Origin of the sequence: Calothrix sp. PCC 6303 (assembly GCF_000317435.1) — a bacterium.
In the GTDB taxonomy this organism is placed as follows: domain Bacteria; phylum Cyanobacteriota; class Cyanobacteriia; order Cyanobacteriales; family Nostocaceae; genus PCC-6303.
Genome location: NC_019751.1, coordinates 5,400,639 through 5,419,412 on the forward strand (window position 1 = coordinate 5,400,639; position 18,774 = coordinate 5,419,412).

At 39.7% G+C, this 18,774-nt stretch carries 16 protein-coding genes; 5 read left to right on the forward strand and 11 right to left on the reverse strand.

The window, feature by feature from the left end:
• Positions 1-299: 299 nt before the first annotated feature.
• From CAL6303_RS21855 to csaB, 8 genes are all read right to left on the reverse strand, one after another.
• Positions 300-2,297 carry an ABC1 kinase family protein gene (locus CAL6303_RS21855; RefSeq protein ID WP_015200007.1) on the reverse strand — a complete coding sequence of 666 codons (1,998 nt, stop codon included), beginning with the start codon at positions 2,295-2,297 and terminating at the stop codon, positions 300-302.
• Positions 2,298-2,582: 285 nt separating this feature from the next.
• Positions 2,583-4,475 (reverse strand): response regulator, encoded by a 1,893-nt coding sequence (locus CAL6303_RS21860; protein WP_015200008.1) that lies wholly within the window; start codon positions 4,473-4,475, stop codon positions 2,583-2,585.
• Between the two features lie 20 nt (positions 4,476-4,495).
• Positions 4,496-4,942 carry a response regulator gene (locus CAL6303_RS21865; protein ID WP_015200009.1) on the reverse strand — a complete coding sequence of 149 codons (447 nt, stop codon included), beginning with the start codon at positions 4,940-4,942 and terminating at the stop codon, positions 4,496-4,498.
• Positions 4,943-4,956: 14 nt separating this feature from the next.
• Positions 4,957-5,133, reverse strand: coding sequence for a hypothetical protein (locus tag CAL6303_RS30465; RefSeq protein WP_158333173.1), 177 nt, complete (start codon positions 5,131-5,133; stop codon positions 4,957-4,959).
• 3 nt (positions 5,134-5,136) lie between these two features.
• Positions 5,137-5,421, reverse strand: coding sequence for a hypothetical protein (locus CAL6303_RS30470; protein ID WP_041739849.1), 285 nt, complete (start codon positions 5,419-5,421; stop codon positions 5,137-5,139).
• A gap of 86 nt (positions 5,422-5,507) precedes the next feature.
• Positions 5,508-7,235, reverse strand: coding sequence for a succinate dehydrogenase/fumarate reductase flavoprotein subunit (locus tag CAL6303_RS21875; RefSeq protein ID WP_015200010.1), 1,728 nt, complete (start codon positions 7,233-7,235; stop codon positions 5,508-5,510).
• A 154-nt stretch (positions 7,236-7,389) separates the two neighbouring features.
• On the reverse strand, positions 7,390-8,367 hold the full coding sequence (locus CAL6303_RS21880) for a transposase (protein ID WP_083866358.1): 978 nt from the start codon (positions 8,365-8,367) through the stop codon (positions 7,390-7,392).
• A 205-nt stretch (positions 8,368-8,572) separates the two neighbouring features.
• Positions 8,573-9,616, reverse strand: coding sequence for a polysaccharide pyruvyl transferase CsaB (gene csaB, locus CAL6303_RS21885; RefSeq protein WP_015200011.1), 1,044 nt, complete (start codon positions 9,614-9,616; stop codon positions 8,573-8,575).
• Between the two features lie 177 nt (positions 9,617-9,793).
• Between csaB and CAL6303_RS21890 the strand changes: the two genes are divergently transcribed.
• The 4 genes from CAL6303_RS21890 (at position 9,794) to CAL6303_RS30475 (ending at position 11,767) form a co-directional block, all read left to right on the forward strand.
• Positions 9,794-10,117 (forward strand): DUF2499 domain-containing protein, encoded by a 324-nt coding sequence (locus CAL6303_RS21890; protein WP_015200012.1) that lies wholly within the window; start codon positions 9,794-9,796, stop codon positions 10,115-10,117.
• A 218-nt stretch (positions 10,118-10,335) separates the two neighbouring features.
• Entirely contained in the window at positions 10,336-10,635 is a 300-nt protein-coding gene (locus tag CAL6303_RS21895; protein WP_015200013.1) for a DUF3593 domain-containing protein, read from the forward strand.
• A gap of 59 nt (positions 10,636-10,694) precedes the next feature.
• Positions 10,695-11,468 carry a 1-(5-phosphoribosyl)-5-[(5-phosphoribosylamino)methylideneamino]imidazole-4-carboxamide isomerase gene (gene hisA, locus CAL6303_RS21900; RefSeq protein WP_015200014.1) on the forward strand — a complete coding sequence of 258 codons (774 nt, stop codon included), beginning with the start codon at positions 10,695-10,697 and terminating at the stop codon, positions 11,466-11,468.
• Positions 11,469-11,611: 143 nt separating this feature from the next.
• Positions 11,612-11,767, forward strand: coding sequence for a hypothetical protein (locus CAL6303_RS30475; RefSeq protein ID WP_015200015.1), 156 nt, complete (start codon positions 11,612-11,614; stop codon positions 11,765-11,767).
• Between the two features lie 598 nt (positions 11,768-12,365).
• Here CAL6303_RS30475 and CAL6303_RS21905 read toward each other — a convergent pair.
• From CAL6303_RS21905 to CAL6303_RS21915, 3 genes are all read right to left on the reverse strand, one after another.
• Positions 12,366-13,448: a hypothetical protein gene (locus CAL6303_RS21905; RefSeq protein ID WP_015200017.1), complete on the reverse strand. Its 1,083-nt coding sequence runs from the start codon at positions 13,446-13,448 to the stop codon at positions 12,366-12,368.
• Between the two features lie 63 nt (positions 13,449-13,511).
• Positions 13,512-14,495, reverse strand: a complete 984-nt coding sequence (locus tag CAL6303_RS21910; protein WP_015200018.1) for a hypothetical protein — start codon at positions 14,493-14,495, stop codon at positions 13,512-13,514.
• Positions 14,496-15,202: 707 nt separating this feature from the next.
• A complete protein-coding gene (locus CAL6303_RS21915) occupies positions 15,203-16,549 on the reverse strand; it encodes an N-acetylmuramoyl-L-alanine amidase (protein WP_015200019.1) in 1,347 nt (448 codons plus the stop codon).
• Between the two features lie 256 nt (positions 16,550-16,805).
• Here CAL6303_RS21915 and dnaG point away from each other — a divergent pair, with 256 nt between their 5' ends.
• A complete protein-coding gene (gene dnaG / locus CAL6303_RS21920; protein ID WP_015200020.1) occupies positions 16,806-18,713 on the forward strand; it encodes a DNA primase in 1,908 nt (635 codons plus the stop codon).
• Positions 18,714-18,774 lie beyond the last annotated feature (61 nt).

Genomic DNA, 18,774 nt, shown 5'->3' on the forward strand with positions numbered 1-18,774 from the left:
GGGAAAAGTACTCAAATCATATACTAAGTTAGGTAGGGATGCCCGCCCCACATTAATTATAATAATTTAGATTATATGATTTAAGTGCAGAACAGCTTAGGAGTATGTTTGAAAAGTCGATATTTTTTATGGGTGTGTAGCTTGCTTCCCTATTCAACAAGAGGCAGGGGACATGGGTGCTAAGTTGTTCTCATAACTCTTGCCGGGTACAAGCTACAGAATAAAATTTGATAATTTGATAAATAGCTTATTGAACTATTCAAATATGCTCAGTATGTCGCAATATGGACTTTACTCAATTAAGTAGGCAATTGAGTTTTATTTCCACTATTTACACCGATCAATAACTCTCGTAATAAAACTACTAAAGCCTTTTGAGCGGCTTGGGTGGCAATTTTTTGTCCTAGTTTTTGCACCCCAGGATTAAATAGTAGGGGAGTAATTTGTGAAAGTAGTTGACTAGGATCAAAGCCGCGTGTTTCTTGAAGGATATTGATGATGTTTTTGATATGTTCAAGAGTTTGTTGCTGCTCATTATTTGCGGATGGAATTTCTTTGACTGCGGTGATGCCTACTTGTTCTCTTAATAGTGAAGTAAAGTTATGTAGGGCATTTTTTCGCATTGCGTCGACGGTTTTAAATAATTCATCAATCAATTTATCACGGATAAATTCGCCTCTATCAGAAGAGAGGAAATCAACTGCTTGATTGACTACTAAATCTAAATCGTATTCCTGGTTATTTCGAGCATTTTTTAGCAGGTTTTCTAAGCGATTCCACCGGAAGCTTCCGTCTTTAAAGAGTAAATCTCTGAGAGAAATTCTCAGTTGTGGTGCGGGGTCTGTTAATAAACGCTTGGAAACATAGGGATATGCTTCGCTGAGAACTTTAAAATCAGGATCTATAAAGATGGCAATTCCTTCTAATGTCACCAAGGAACGAATAATTAGTGCGTAGTAGGGAGGAACTCGGAAGGGAAATTCATACATTAATGCCGATAAGTCATCGGTAATGCTTTTAATATTAAAGTCGGCAACGCTTGCACCTTCGGCTTTGGCAAAGACGTTGGCAAATGCCGGAATAATTGGTGTTAAGTCTGTCTCAGGTGACAAAAAGTCTAGTTTGACATAATCGCTAGCTAGCCCTTCAAAATCACGGTTGACGACGTGAACGATTGCTTCAATTAAACCATAGCGTTGGGCTGGTTGAACTTCGCTCATCATGCCAAAGTCGAGATAAGCTAATTTACCATCTGGGGTCGCAAGTAAGTTACCTGGATGGGGATCTGCGTGGAAAAAACCGTGTTCTAATAATTGTCGTAAAGAACACTGTACGCCAACTTCAATGAGATAACGAGCATCGATACCTTGGGCGGTAATTTCGTCAGTTTGGGTAAGCTTTGTACCGTTGATCCATTCCATGGTGAGGACGCGACGGTTTGTGTATTCCCAGTATATTTTCGGTACATAGATGTCTTTCATGTGACCATATAACTGGAAAAATCTTTCGGCGTTTTCGCCTTCATGGATATAGTCCATTTCCTCGAAGATGCGATCGCCTAATTCATCTAAGATACCAACTAGGTCACTGCGTACCCGTTTCACATTTTGTTTTGCCCATGCAGCCAGCTTCCGCAGTAAGTATAAATCTACGGTGATACTTTCCCTTAAATCTGGTCGCTGAATCTTAACGGCTACTTCATCACCATTATTTAATTTAGCTTTGTAAACTTGACCTAGGGAAGCTGCGGCAATTGGTTGTGGTGAAAGTTCCGCGTAGATTTCATCCGGTTTTTGTCCCAATTCTTCCTCAATAAATTGATAAGCAATTTCGTTGGGGAAAGCTGGTAATTTATCTTGGAGTTGGGTTAATTCTTCTAAATATAAGGGTGGAACTAAATCTGGTCGGGTTGATAGTGCCTGACCAATTTTAATATAGGCGGGTCCCAACTTGGTTAACAATTCGCGCAGCTGCACCGCCCGACGAGGATCATTTTTGACTACTACACCGCGTTTTAAATCCCACCAAATCCCCAGGGCAAAGCTAAGGGTGGGAAACAAAACCTTAAGAATTCGACCTAAAACCTCCAAGGGACGCTCTTGGTAGTAAGATGCGATCGCGTCCGCGTCATAGCGCAACTGCGGACTACTGGGAAGATTCACAGGGTGGGAGGGTGAATATTCTACCTTTTTCCCCAAAGCATCTTTAACTGGAACTAGTTCGGCTACGGTTGCCTCATTTTCAGGACTATGCAGTTCAATTAGCTGCGAAGTTGGAGAAATTGGTTTAACATTCATGAAATTACCATCGCCCAGAAGTGAAGATATTAAGTATTGTAACAATCGACGTTACTTTTGTCGTCGGTTGCTAGATGGAGATAATTGTGTCGATTAATATATATCAATTTTAATGGTAGATGTGTTGGTAGTTGTTCGGTAACTACCTTGCGATAACCGTAAAGGGGAGAAGGGAGTGGGGGAGTGAGGACACAACGGTGAAAGTAAACCAACTATTTTTTCATCGGCAAAAAGTTCTAAACTAAGCTTTATTCGCTTCTGCCTTCTGCCTTCTGTCTTCACACCCTAATTACCACTTTTAACATTGCCGATGGTTTGTAAAAGTTGTTTAGCGCTGTATGGTTTGGAAAGAAAAGCTTTGACACCAATTTCGGTGGCAGCGTTAACTCTGTCGTGGGAAATAAGTCCGCTGACGGCGATAATTTTCACAGTGGGGTTAATTTTTTGCAGGGTACGAATAGTTGTGATTCCGTCCATAGCTGGCATTACCATATCTGTGAGAACGATGCAGATTTTTTCACGGTGTTCTGTGTACAATGCGATCGCTTCGATGCCATCACTGGCTGTAATGGCTTGATAGTTACTATTTTCTAGTGATGTTTTGGTAATGTCACGAATTGATGGTTCGTCATCAACAACCAAAATTAATTCACCTTGTCCTGTTAGTAATTCAGCTTCGTTTGCTTCGGGTGTTTCTGGCTGTTCCTGTGCTGGTAGATACACTGTAATTTTACTACCTTTACCAATTTCGCTATCAACATTGATGAAACCTTCGTAACTTTTGACTATTCCTAATACTGTCGAAAGACCTAAGCCAGTACCTTTACTTAGATCTTTTGTAGTGAAAAATGGTTCAAATATTCGTTCGACAATTTCTGAGGGAATGCCGACACCAGTATCGGTGACTGTGATGGCAACATAATCACCAGATGTGGCGTTGAGGTGCATCTGGGCATAATTTTCATCAACAAAGGTTTTTTCGGCGGAAATTGTCAATACACCCCCTTGTGGCATGGCATCGCGGGCATTGACACAGAGATTCATCAGTACTTGGTGAAGCTGAGTTGCATTACCCATGACTGTGGGGAGTTCAGGAGATATTTTGCTAATAATTTGGATTGATTTGGGAAATGTTTCTTTGGCGATTTGTTGAATTTCGACGATGAGATGCTTAAGCTGGAGAAGAACGCGATCGCCTTCCATGCCGCGTGTAAATGATAAAACCTGTTTGACTAGGTTGGCACCGCGTTTAGTGTTGGAGGTGATAATTCCTAGTAAATGTTGGCTGCGTTCGTCTTTAAGTTGTGATTCCAACAATTGAGCAGTCATCAAAATTGGGGCAAGGATGTTATTTAAATCGTGAGCAATTCCACTAGCTAATGTGCCGATACTTTCTAATCTTTGGGCACGGAAAAATTGTGATTCTAACTGTTTTTTCTGGGTAACGTTGGTATTCACAACTAGGATACATTGGGAATTACCGTCAAATTCGGATACTAATGTCCAACGACTTTCGACGATGATGTCTTTCCCATATTTTGTTTTTTGCTTCAATTCTCCTTCCCAGGAACCATTATTTAAAATTGCATTCAGTGCTTGTTTCGGTTGGTTAGAATTCTTTTCTAGCCAGAGTTCCGATATTTTTTTGCCTACAGCTTCTTGTGATTCCCAATCATATAGTTTTTGGGCTGCTTGATTCCAAAATAAGATTTTGTATTCCAAATCGCAAACAAAAATCGCATCGGTGGCAACATCTAATAAAGCTGCTTGTTCGCGGATTTTACGTTCTGAGCGTTTGCGTTCTACAGCGTAGCGAATTGAACGCTCAAGTAAAGCTGCATTCAACTGACTTTTTTCTAAATAATCGGCTGCACCTGCTTTCATAGCTTCGAGATCGATTGCTCGATCTCCCCTACCTGTGAGGAGAATAATCGGCGCACAGCAGCCACCAGCGATGGCTTGACGTAGTAGTTCTAGTCCGTCTATCTCACCTAGACGGTAATCTATCAAATAGATATCATGTTGCGATCGCGCGATCGCATCCAATGCAGCTTGGGAATTATTCAACCATTCTAAGCGACAATCAGCAGATTGAAATTCACCAAACCAATCACGAGTCAGAATATAATCATCTTCATCATCATCAATCAACAATGCTCTGATTGTGTTGTGATTCATACATCTTTGCCTTTTGGGGTTTACGAAGGTAGTTCAACAATATCAAACCAATACTTGCCAATTCCCTTCATGACATTTACTAATGCCGTAAAGTCTGTTGGTTTAATGATAAAAGAATTCGCTCCCAAACTATAAATATTATATATGTCTTCCTGTGCTTTGGAAGTCGTGAGAACAATTACAGGAATTTGCCGTAATTTCCCGTCTGATTTGATGTCTTTTAAAGCTTCGCGCCCGTCCTTTTTTGGCATATTTAAGTCTAGTAATATCAGCCTCGGACGAGGAAATATCAAATTATTGATGTATTTCCCCCGATTATACAAATAATCCATCAATTCTTCGCCATCATTTACGATATGCAGCTTTGCCGCCAGAGAACTTTCAATTAGTGCTTCTCTTGCCAACATGCAATCATCATCATCATCATCAGCCAACAAAATTGTGTTCCTTATTTGCCCACCCTTCACTATAATTTTTCTCCTTAGTCATGCTTTTGGATTTTACTTCCACGGATTTCAGCTAAAATAATTTCAAAATTGGAATCTTTTAAATACATGGGCTGTACTTTATATTTATTATGCAATTTTACCTTGTTGACATCCTCCCCACCTACTGCTTCGCAGAACCAAGCTACAACAAAGTAAGGTGGAGATTCCAAAGATCACTCTTTGGGTTTCCTCTTTCCACGAGTTGATTTTTTTTGAGGAGTTTCCCCGTTCAAGTATTGATCAGTCCCTCCAGAGGACTTAGTTCCGACGTGAGTGATCCGCCGTCTCGTTGTAGCGATTGTGGAGAGCCAGAAGGAATGAAGCCGATAAGCTGTTAAGCGACTAATTTGTATATCTAAAGTTGGCAAGATGCCCAGTTCGCGTAGCGTATCCGCAGGACTTAGTTTGCCGGAAAGAATATCTCCCCGGAACCCCTTCTCTGGGAATTCTCTGGGCATCACAAAGGTTATAGTTTTTGAATTTATAGGATTTAGCTGCGTAGCAGCTGAAAACAACTTGATAGTTGAAACAAAGCTTTTCGAGATTAATACTTTCTTTCTTGTGGTTCAAACATACCTACATTTACCGGAACATACTGAATATCAATTCCCGCAGCCGAATAGTAGGCGAACGTATGGCGTAAAAAATTACTATCATCACGTTGGGGAAAATCTTCTCTAAAATGTGCCCCTCGGCTCTCTTTCCTTTTATTGGCGGATGTCATAATCATTTTTCCAACTAGCATCAGGCTACGTAGTTCCAAAGCCTCAATTAATTCTGTGTTCCAATGGGTACCTTTATCATCTAAGTAAATTTGTGAATATTGTTGTTGAAACTCCTGGAGTTTTTCTAAACCTTGTTGCATTAACTCCTCAGTTCGGAAGACACCGCAATATTCTGTCATGCAATCTTGAAAAGCTTCCCTAATTTTGTTGATGCGGATTTGTCCCGGTTGTGCCAGCAAATCTTGAATTTCTTGTTTGGCTTCTTGGAGATACTTTTGCTCGTCGATGCTGGGTAACTTGCGATTTTGGACGTATTGGGCAATGCTAGCACCTGCTCTTTTGCCATATACCACACATTCCAATAGGGAATTACTACCGAGACGGTTAGCACCATGCACTGATACACAGGATGTCTCCCCAGCGGAGAAAAATCCTTCAACTACGGTATCAGCACCGCTGCGAACTTGACAATCGATGTTCACGGGGATACCACCCATACAATAATGGATGGTGGGACGTACAGGCATGGGTTGGGTGACTGCATCCACTCCCACTAAGCGGTGTGCTTCTTCCCAACAGAAGGGAACACGACTCATGATTTTTTCTTTACCCATGTGACGCAAGTCGAGATAGACAAAGGAACCACCCGCACTTCCATCTGAGTTTACACCCCGTCCGGCTCGAATCTCATAAGCGATCGCGCGTGAGGTAATATCCCTTGGTGCCAGTTCCATCCTGCTGGGTGCGTACCTTTCCATGAAGCGTTCACCTTCGCTGTTAATTAGATAGGCACCTTCTCCCCGCACCGCTTCGGAGATTAACACACCAACTGGATAAAGCCCTGTGGGGTGAAACTGGACAAATTCCATATCTTCCAAGGGTAAACCTGCTTGTGCCGTCATTGCCAAGCCGTCACCACAGGAAGCGTAATCATTGGAAGTGGTATTATAAACGCGACCATAACCACCTGTGGCAAACATTACGGCTTTTGCCCGCACTACTTCCATATGTCCGTCTTGAATCCGGAACATCACAACACCTTTTGCTTGCCCTTCTTCCAAAATCAGGCGCATGACATACCATTCTTGGTAAAGTTTTACGCCATTTTTCTTCAGACTATTTACGAGTTCATGGAGAATTGCATGTCCGGTTTTATCGGCTGCGTAACAGGTACGGTTGTGGGAATGTCCACCAAATGCCCGTTGAGCAATTCTTCCATCGGGAAGTCGGGAAAATAACACTCCCATGTGTTCCAGATCAATAACTACATCCGGAGCTTCTTTTGTCAGTATTTCTACGGCATCTTGATCTGCTAAATAGTCGGAACCCTTAACTGTGTCGAATGCGTGTGCTTTCCAACTATCTTCTGGATCTACATTTCTTAAACTTGCAGCCATTCCTCCCTGTGCAGCGACGGAATGGGAACGAATCGGGTGAGTTTTCGCAACAACAGCAACATTCAAACTGGGGTTAGTGCGGGCAATCTCCACCGCTGCACGACACCCTGCTAATCCACCACCAACAATTATGACATCATGTTCGAGCATAAGTATTTTAACATCCGCATCAAAGCTGTTGTTTTATACACTTTAAGGCATCATTTAGTTATTTGACCAGTTACGGAAGCAAGAATTTGCTTGTTTTGGGGGTAGAGGATTAATCTTAGGACTTACGCATTGACAGGAAAGCTAGTTTATGTATTCAAGCGGCACAACTAGCATTCAAGTTATCCAAAACATATTCACGAATAACTTTTGTGAATAGATTCCTTTGTACTTCATACCAATTGTCAATGATGTTTTCAGAACGCATTTTCTCTAAACGAACAAATGCTTGAAGTGAGCAGAATATATGTGTTTTGATTGCGTGGCTATCTCTAACCATAAACCTACAAATGCCACATAGCTGTTTTACTGCTCTATGGAAACTTTCAATACCCCAATGTGTGTCATGAATAGTGATAAATTCAGTTCTAGTTATTTGTTGTAAGACTTCTTTCTGATTCTCGTCATCAGGCTGATAAAATATGTAGTGTCTAGAGTCTTCTTTCTTAAACACTTTCCTAAACAACTTTACAAATCCAAATTCTCTTAAATGAGTTATCAAACCTTCATCGTAAATCTCTAAAGTACTTACCTGACAGTACTTTCCAGGCTCATTTGATACTGTTCTATTTTTTTCAACTCCGAATAAAAAACCTAATTTCTGGTTTCTCAAAAATTTCAGATTTTCTACTCCTGAGTACCAACTATCCCCTGTGACTATTCGCGGCTTTAATCCCCAATCAGTCACTTCTATTAGCATCTCTTGGAAATAATCATTTTTGGTTTTTCCCTCCTTCTTATCGTATATCCTGTAATTTATGGGAACACAATTGCCTCGAATATCGCTGTAATAAAGTGTTATTAAATTTAAACCTTTAATCGTTTTATGATATTTACCAGACCAAAAATATCCAATTAATTCTGCGTATTTTGGGTTGCTGTACAGCTTTTCTATTACTGTATCATCAACACTTAAAATCCCTCCTTCTATATTGATTATCTCTTTTACTATGTCAAATAAATCTTTTGGCTCGTATCTTTCTCTCAGCAAAAACCTATTCACACTATCATGTGAAACATCTCCCAAGATTTCTGCCAATCGACTGCACCCTCCATGCTTTGGCTCCGATAGCAAGAACAGGGTGTAATGTTCCAAATTACATTGTGCTGTCGAGGGTTTGCTGATTTCTCTAATTGTCCGATACCTTGAAAGTAGACGACACCGTTTTCCAATGCATTATTTTACCATCCCGTCAATGCGTAAGTCCTAAATCTCTCATAGCAAGTTATCAGTAATCACATACCCGATGCTCATCCCTGTACTATTTCCGACAATCCTACTAACTGATTGATAACCCATCCTGTAAAATCGCTTGATGAATTGCTGCCCTATCTAACAAAAACTTAATTTTATCGCTGGATAAAGCTTGCCCATTGGCGTAGTGTTCAATCCAAGCTGTACTAATAGAATTGGCATCTTCAGGTAAATTTACCAAATCCCAACCCGGCATTTCAGTATCTTCCATCAAACGGTTGATTTTTGGATCGTAACTGAGGGCAAAACAACGGCAACCTTCACTTGCCGCCATAATTAAACTATGTAAACGCATCCCAATTGCCATTTCCACACCTCGAAAAACCCCTTTCAAAACTTGGGGATTTTCTATGCAGATAATTTGACTTGCATCTCCTAAAGCAGGTTGAATTGCTTCCGCGATCGCATAATCTCTGGAACGTTGAAATGGCAGTAAAATAATAAAGGTTTGGGTTGCTTTCTGAAAATCCACCAAAGCACGGGTAAGAAGTGCCAAGCGGGAAGGTGTTAAGTCAGAATGCGATCGCAATGTAACAGCAACCCTTGGTGCAGGTAAATCCCAAAGTCCCGGAGTTGGTTTTGATTCCATTGCCCAAACTGGATCAGGTGCGAGAAAATAAGGTATATTCCACTGGGTCAGTAAACCCGCACTTACTTGATCTCTGACGCTCACTTTTGTGCAACTAGCGAAGAGATTTTTTGCCATCCACCGCGTTTGCCCCCGTTGCAATGGACCTATACCTTGTGCCCATGCTATCGTCTTCAAACCGATTTTCTGCGCCAATGCCATCAACCCTCCATAGTAAAATGGGCTAGCTGCACTGGTGGCATCCTGAATCAAACTGCCACCACCCCAAATCAAAGCATCGCAGGAACGTAACGAATTAATGATACTGGGAACGGACATGCGATCGCACGCTTCCACCCCATACTGTTGAATCGTCTGTTGAGGATTTCCCGACAACACCACAGGCGTAACGTGAGATGGTAACATCTGTAAAAGCGTTGCCAACAACGCCTCATCACCACCATTTCCTTTTCCGTAATATCCAGATAACAAAGCTCGCATAATCACACTTAGATATAAAGATTTAAAATTTTTGTATATTGAAAATTTTGTCAAAGCTACTTACTACTGTGACAAAGCAATTTTAACTAGTTTGTAGTTGGACTTTAGCCCAAATGAGTCATGAGATCACAATTACAATCTCTTTTTTTTAGCTTTTAGCCAACTTATCCCCATCCCATGCACAGCTTATCAATTCCTACTTGGATTATTCATATCTCCAGCGTCATTGAGTGGATAACCGCCATTTGGTTAATTTGGACCTATGGAAAACTCACGCAAAACCATTCATGGTATGCTCTATCCTTCGGCATGTTACCATCCCTCATCAGCGCTATGTGTGCTTGTACATGGCATTATTTTGATAATTCCCCATCCCTAGAATGGGTAGTTACACTCCAAGCAGCAATGACGGTAGTTGGTAACTTTACCCTGTTTGCCGCTGCTTGGTTTATTTGGTATAGCAGCACACAAAAAACTAAAACCAATTCCCTCAACGATTAACAAAGTAAGTCCCTAGAAATAGCTTTAAACCCTCATTCCCTTCTTGAAAACTATTTGGGAGGCGGAACAAAGTGTACCGAAGGTAAAGCCCCCCAAATGTTTCCGCTAATGCCTACTGACTTGTAAGTGAGTAGGCAGTAGTGAGTAGCGGAAAACCGCTTACATACTACGATGGTGAAAATTTTTTTATCGTGACTGCCCACTGCCTTGTTCTAACTATGATTTCTAAAGAAACCCTCTTTGCCCTTTCACTCTTTCCATACCTCGGTTTTCTCTGGTATCTCAAACGCTCAAATCTTTGCCCACCTTTAGCAATGTATGGATTTTACGGTACCCTTGTATTCGTCGCTGTCACCATACCTGCTGGGATTTATGCCCAACTCCACTATGGAGAAACCCTAGCTAATGTTGATTGGTTACATGGTGGAGCCGAAGTTTTTCTTACCCTATCCAATATTTTAGTGGTACTAGGTTTCGCTCAAGCAATCAAACAACTCAAAAATACTTCCAACTCCTAAAAACGTTCTTCACATGCTGATATTCTGAAAACTGGGGAAAGTAAGTAAGGAAAAATTCAATGGAAGTTATTCCCGCAATTGATTTATTAGAAGGGCGCTGCGTTAGATTGTACCAAGGAGACTACACGCGATCGCAAGTTTTTAATGACAACCCAGTAGAGGTAGCCCAACAATGGGTAGAACAAGGTGCTACCCGTCTCCATGTGGTAGATTTAGATGGAGCAAAAGCTGGTAAACCCGTAAATTTGGAAGCAATTGCCGCAATTGTCGATGCTATCCCCATCCCTGTGGAAATTGGTGGAGGTTTGCGAACTGCCGAAAGTGTACGTCAACTACTTCATCTCGGTGTCCGTTGGGCAATTTTAGGTACAGTTGCAGTTGAACAACCTGAACTAGTTCAAACACTTGCACAGGAATTTCCAGAGCAGATCATTGTCGGAATTGATGCACGTAATGGGAAGGTAGCTACCCGTGGTTGGTTAGAAACCTCAGAAACACAAGCAACACAGCTTGCAGTTCAAATGCAAGAGATGGGAGCAGCAGAAATAATTTATACAGACATTCACCGCGATGGTACGATGTCAGGACCTAACTTAGAAGCATTACGGGAACTTGCAAATACAATTTCTATACCTGTAATCGCATCCGGGGGAGTTAGTTCTATCACCGACTTGTTAAGTTTAATTGCTTTAGAACCGCAAGGTGTAACTGCTGCCATTGTTGGTCGGGCATTGTACACAGGTGATATTATTTTGAGTGAAGCCATCCGTGCTGTTGGTGATGGACGCATTCAAGATATTCCACCTAACCTTGATTTTTCCTCTTTTGCATAATCACCCAAAGCCCATAAAGACGTTCGATTAGAACGTCTTTGCATATTATTGCCAATTTTTGTTTGCCTGTAGTTATCCGGATTCGTGATTTACCGACGTGTATCTCAAATTAGAGATACAAATACTTCAAGGATATACTTGATATGGCTCGTCGTCCTAAACCAAAACCACCCGTTGATTCTAAACCAAAACCACCCGTTGATTCTAAACCAAAAACTCAAAATGGTGCAACTAGTCTGATTGGTGAACAAATTCAGAATCTGCAACAGTTACAACTAAAAAATCATCATCAAGGATAACTAATACCTTTCTTATATGCTGACTAATTAATATTTTCAATATTTACTCGTTATTTAAGTTGTTACAGATAAAATTCAGATATTAAATTAAATCAATCTTTTGAAAATATTTACAAATTTTTTCATTGGATTTTCCTCCTATAGAGACGCAAACATAATAGCGTCTCTATTTTTTATGATATCCATCATGAAAAGTCGAGTTTTGTCATTACGTAGACGCGCAAATGCTCCCGAAGGGCTGTAAGCTATAGGTTTCTGCTTCCCACAGGGTAGCGTGATCTCACAATGTGGAGTTACAAATTACGATTTTCAAGATAAACAAGGTTTAGATTGCATACTTTTCCGGAGTCACCTCTATCAATTATGTAGTAATACTTGTACTTAATTATAGAGGTAAATAAAATGCCTAAGAAAAAACAAACTCCCCCAGTCACTGGTAAACCAAAAACTCAACCTGGAATGATGCAAAATCCAAACTTCTCTAAGAAAAATGGTAAAAATTCTCCTAATTAAATTAAGTAATGATAATGTTTAATGAAAACAACAGACGTGAAGTAATTCACGTCTGTTAATGAAATGATAACTTAAATAGCTAGGTTCACTTAGCTTTTGCTTGACTCTTAGCTTGTTCCAAAGCTATCTCTTTAATAGCTTGGTATGAATTGACATTTGCAGAACCTTCGATTGCTTTCACTGCTAAATCTTGAACCTGTTTGAGTGCAGAATCTAGTTGATTGGAAAGATTCTGAATTCTCGACTCCTGATTATTAATAGTTTGTTCCAAAGATTGCAATCTTTGCTCATAAAAACGTTTTTGTCCTTCCACTTCTTTCGCAAGTAAGTCAGATTTCACCTTTGCTTGATAGTGAGCAATTCCTTTTCCTTCTTCGCTTGCTTTTTTAATAGCAGCTTCTTTATCTTTAGGAAATGCTTCTACTTTAGCTTTAACTTCAGCAAATAATTGTTCGCGTTCAGCAATAATTTTCTCACGTTCTGTCCATTTTTTCTCAGTTTCTTGCTGAATTTCTTCTATTTGCTTATACAAAGCTTTCTGACGCTGTTCATACTCATCTGATTCTAACTTCCGTTGAAGTTCTGTATCATATTTATAGGCAACTTCTTCTCGCTGACGTGTTTTGGCTAAAGTCTCGTTACGATCTTTTAAAATTAATTTATATTCATCCTGTTCCTTTTGCCAAGTACCTCTTTGCTGTTGAATTTCCTGGGATAAAGTTTCATAACGCTGATTAAATTCTTCTTGATAAGCTTTAGAATTATTTTCATAAGTTTCAATCAAATCATCTAAAGTATCTGGAGAAACTTCTAATTTATGTAGTTCTTTTAATTCTTGAGTTTCTGTAGTTACAGATTGTTTGATTTCTGCGAGTTTAGATGCTTTAGTGGTTAATTGTTCAGATAATTCACTAGCTGCACTTCCAAAACCTAGCTGAATCTTAACTAAATTTTCGATGGTGGAATTCATCTTTTGTTGAATACTAGCAGTTTGATTCATTGCTATTTTTGATTCCGAAGAGGGTTTTTCTTTAACTGCCGTAGAAGTAGCACTTTTCACAGCTTGATCTAATTGAGATTTTAATTCTGATTTCTCTTTTGCTAACTCCTCATAAGCTTGGAGAATCTCAACCTTTGTACTTTTTTCAGTTGGCTTTTTTGTTGCCATAATTGTTGTTCCAGTTATTCTAAATATTCCCTATTTTTGGTGATATTGAGTGTAAATTATCTCCTAACCCTTAGCAGAACCATCAAATGCTCGCATTGCTAAATCTTGAGACTGTTTGAGGGTAGCTTGCAATTGAGTTGAAATACTATTAATTTGTTCAGTTTGTTTCTGAATTGTCTCTTCTAAAGATTTGATTTTTAATTCGTAATTTTGCTTACTGCCTTCCCATTCTTTTTCAACTAAATCAGCTTCTACTTTCGTTTTTTGACTAGTTTCTTTAATAGCTTCTTCCCTAGCTTTTTTCACTGCTTCCTCCAATTCAGCCGGGAATGCTGCAACCTTTTTCTGATTCTCGTTAAATGTCGCTTGATGTTCTTTTAAAATCTTTTCACGTTCTGCCCAATTCTTCTCTTTCTCTTGGGTATTCTCTTGGATAGCACGTTCAGAATCGCGTTTTATCGCTTCATAAGCATTGAGATTAATTTTACGACTATTTTCTAATTTATATTGATAGTCTTCAGCTTCTTGTTGTCGTTGTTTTAGTTGTAACTCAGTAGCGGTTTTTAGTGCTTCCTCATATTCAACCTGTTCTTTTTGCCAATCTTTACGAGCTTGAGCAATTTCCTTCTCTAAGCTTTCACGTTTACTCTCTGTATCTTGCTCTAAAATTCTCAACTTTTCTTGATGTTCTTGAGTGAGAATATCAACAGTATCAGCTACAACTCTAATTTGCTTAAGTTCTTCCAAATACTCAGTTTCAACTTCAATTGCCCGATTTAATTCATCTAATTTAGAGTTTTCTTTCCCTAACTTTTCTGATAAAGAATTGACGATGCTACCAAATTCTAGCTGTAAGTCTGCCAAACTTTTAACAATACTATCAACTGTGTAGTTGGATGCAGCTTCCAGGATTTGTTTATTTTTGGCTTTTTCTGCTTCTTCTTGCTTTGTTGCAATTCTTGATTCGACTTTTTTTCGCTGTGTCAAAATTTCCTGAAAATCACGCATGACTTGCTGTTTTGCATCTTTAGCTGCAATGATTGTCATATATTAACCCCTTGAAGTGTAATGAGTTTCGAGACAGCAGGGTGTAACGTTGTTCGATAAAAAAGGATTAGTACAGTACAGCGGAAATGAATCAGCCATTGTAAAGGGACAAAAAGCTTCTAAAATAGGCTTTATTCCTTCTGCCTTCACCTACTAGTCTGAGATTTTTCAAATCCCATATCCTAATTTCACAACGTCAGAACCATGGCAAAGCACACCTATATATGTCTATGCAGACATTAGGCTAGCCTTAAACTATACTTTTATAGTGCAGTGTAAATACTGAATTGAGCAAGGCTGAAGTTTTGGATTTTGCTTTCAGCTTGCTTTAGTAGCCTTGTACTTTAATAACTATGTACTATATAATATCTGCTCTAATTCCCTCTTGTCAAGTGTCTTGGCTAGATTTCTTATTTTTATATGACAAAGGGGGTTAATGCGCCTTTTAGGCGGGACGAAGGCTAAATATCGCTGCTGCTACTTCTAGTATATCAAGGCAGAAGTAAGCAGGCAGGAGAAACCTAAGGAATAAAGCCGATAAAATAGGCTTTTCGCTGATTTTAAATGGTTGTTTTATTTAGAGACTTCCAGAAAATAAAATATCCTGTGGTTTGGGTGTCTTGCCCAAAAAGATTGGGATGCCTGTTACTATCCCATACACAATACCTTGTTATAGAGCTATCATAGTGTTGCATCACAAACTGATACTAAAGTAATCCAGCTGATTGATAAAGTTGTTCTAAGGTGCCGATTATTTTCGCTCCATAATCTAAATCTGCTGACCAAAGTCCTGATAATTTTTCAATTGTTGGTGCTGCACCACGGGGGACAAATCTAAATCTGGGATCGACAATTTCCTGTTTTAAGGCTTCGGTACTAGCATAGGCTTTTAAATGTTGTATATGCGCTCTAACTCCAATTCTGGCACTTTCAAAGGAAGCCGGTTCACCACCAACTGTTCCCAATCCAGCAAAGTTGTTTTGTTGTGCTTGAATATCTCCCCCAAACCGTAAAAAAGCAGTTTCAAAGCACATGTGAGAAAAGGCTATATCGTAGTTTACGCCTTCAATTGCAGCCTCTTCTCGATATAACTTGGGAATGTCAGGAAATTGATTTAAGGCATTTTCATTATTATCATTTAAAAAGGTTTTGAGTTGGGCTTCCGTAGTGTTCCCGTTAGAAATAATTTTATCAATTTGACCAGGAGTAATAATTAAAGCAGAGCGTAATTTTACTGTACGGGTTGCGGCATCCCATCCAACTGCAACTTGGAAATCACGTAATTCAATTGCTTTGATATAAACAATTTTTCGATAGGTGATGCGAAGGATATTAACTATTTTGGCTAAATCAACTCTTAGACGTTCAACTAAGTCAATGGGTATGTAGGCATTACCGTTTACTAATATGCCTTTTTCCTTATAATTTTGACCGTTAATATTAATAGTAATTTCCGGATACGTCGGGTTAGGTACCGGTTGAGTGCCAGGATCTATAAGACGACTCCAGGCAATTAATCCTTCAGCTATACCTTTGGCAAAATCACGACGACGAGTCTGTAAAAGTAATCGATCTTCGGGACTACTGAGAAAAATTACCTGCATTTGTAGGGAAGCAATACTGGTGCGACGACAAAATGCTAATCCTCCTGTTCCTGATTCGCTATCTGGCTTACTGCCTCGACTAGGTAGCTGAGGTACAGTTTTTAGTAGGGATAGTAACATTAATTCGGCATGGTTTCGCCGTTCGTTATTATCAGTAATAAAAAAAACACTGGCACCACGCACAGAAGGACTAGGGGCAGCATTAGCATGAATTTCGATGGCAACATCAAGCGATCGCGCTCTAGAATTGATCCAAGTAATTGTGTTCTGAGCGCTCAAATCATCGGGAACAGATAGCACTTCCGAGTTACGCGATCGCAATTCGGTTACAATGGCATCTCTAAGCAATATCATCTCCCGTGCTTCGGTTGTCCCCCCAGCAATAGCACCTGGATCTATCTTCCCCCCTTCCTTACCCCCATGTGCCGCCGAAATAAAAATACGTCCCATTTTTATATGTCCTAATTTTCTCTAATAAAACTAAATTTTGTTGATTAAATAATTATTTTTATGGTGCGGCGACAAGAGCATAATCGCCATCATCATAATTAGTCAAGAGTCTATGGTTAATGATCAATAGTCAATAGTGATTAACACTTTGCCTTCTTGAGTGCGAATATTAATCTTAGCCAAGAGTTTACAGCTAATCATTGATCCATCTTCAATCAAGTTAATTCCATCAATTTGGTAGATTCCCACATTTCCTATGCAAATCCCACGCTTGCACCCTGATACAATTGATCAAGTTAAACAACGGGCTGACATTTATGATGTGGTGTCAGAACATGTTGTTCTACGCAAACGTGGTAAGGATTATGTTGGATTATGTCCCTTCCACGATGAAAAATCCCCAAGTTTTACAGTCAGTCCTTCAAAGCAGATGTTTTACTGCTTTGGTTGTCAAGCTGCCGGAAATTCCATCAAATTTCTGATGGATTTACAAAAGCGTTCATTTCCCGACGTGGTATTGGACTTAGCGCGACGCTACCAAGTTTCGGTACAAACCCTCGCACCGGAGGAAAGACAGGAGTTACAACGTCAGCTATCCCTACGAGAACAACTGTATGAAGTCTTAGCAGCAACAGCTAGGTTTTATCAACACGCTTTGAAATCTCCCCAAAATTCCCCAGCGATGGAATATCTCCGGGAAAAACGCCAATTTAACGATGAAACCATCCAAAAGTTTAATTTAGGTTATGCCCCTGCCGGATGGGAAACCCTGTATCGTTATTTGGTGGAAGATAGGCATTACCCGGTACAATTAGTTGAAAAGGCTGGGTTAATTAAACCGAGAAAGGAAAACAGCGGCTACTATGACGTGTTCCGCGATCGCATTATGATTCCCATCTGCGATATTATGGGACGGGTGATTGCTTTTGGTGGTAGAACCATGAAAGACGAGCAACCCAAATATTTGAATTCACCCGAAACTGAGTTATTTAATAAGGGTAAAACCTTATTTGCTTTAGATCAAGCCAAAAACGGTATCGGACAGTTAGATCAAACCGTAGTAGTGGAAGGATACTTCGATGCGATCGCACTCCACGCCAATGGTATAAATAATGCGGTGGCTTCTTTAGGAACGGCACTCAGTATTGACCAAATTCGTATGGCTTTACGCTACAGCGATTCCAAGCAGTTGGTACTAAATTTCGATGCTGACAAAGCTGGAACAAATGCTGCTCAAAGGGCAATTGGGGAAGTTGCAGATTTAGCCTATAAAGGTGAATTACAGCTAAAAATCCTAAATATGCCCGATGGCAAAGATGCCGACGAATTCCTACGCACCCATTCACCCCAAGACTATCGTCAGCTTTTAGATGATGCTCCCCTTTGGCTCGATTGGCAAATTCAAAAAATCACCAAAGACAGGGATTTAAAGCAAGCAAGTGACTTTCAACAGGTTTCCCAAGAACTAGTAAAATTACTGAAAAATATAGCAAATAACGATACTAGAAGCTATTATGTTTCTCACTGTGCCGAAATCCTCAGCTTAGGTGACACCAGATTAATACCTCTACGAGTAGAAAATCTCCTCACACAAATTGCGCCAAAACCCGAATATCGAGCAAAATTAACTGTAGTCAAGCCAGAAAGTCGCAAATCTAACCCAACCACCGGGGAACATAGTTTATTAGAACAAGCAGAAGCTTTATTACTCAAAATATATTTACATTGTCCTGGACAGAGAGAAGAAATTATAGATGCTTTAGATGTTGGAGACTTACAATTTAGTCTTTCTCACCATCGTTTTTTGTGGCAACAGATATTAGAAATACCTGATGCAACAGGAAGAGATTTAATTTCCCGTGTCCAAGATAGGTGTTTAGAATTTCCCGACGAATTAAGCTTGGTTTTACATCTGTTTCATTTAGATGAAAAAAGTCAAAAGGAAATTATCCGAACTCCCCAGGTAGTTCAAGCAACCGTTGCCTGTATGGAAAAGGTATTATGTGAAAAACGCCTGTTGTATTTTAAAGATTTGTGGGAAAAAATAGATCCCGAAATAGAACCAGAACAAGATAAGGTTTATTGCGAGGCTTTTTACCGAGAGAAAATGCGATTACAAGAACTTCAAAATCAGCGTTTATTCTCAATTATCGACTTACTTTAATACAAAATACAAAAGCCTCAGACTCGACTCTGAGGCTTTTAATCAGATATTGAGCAGAGTT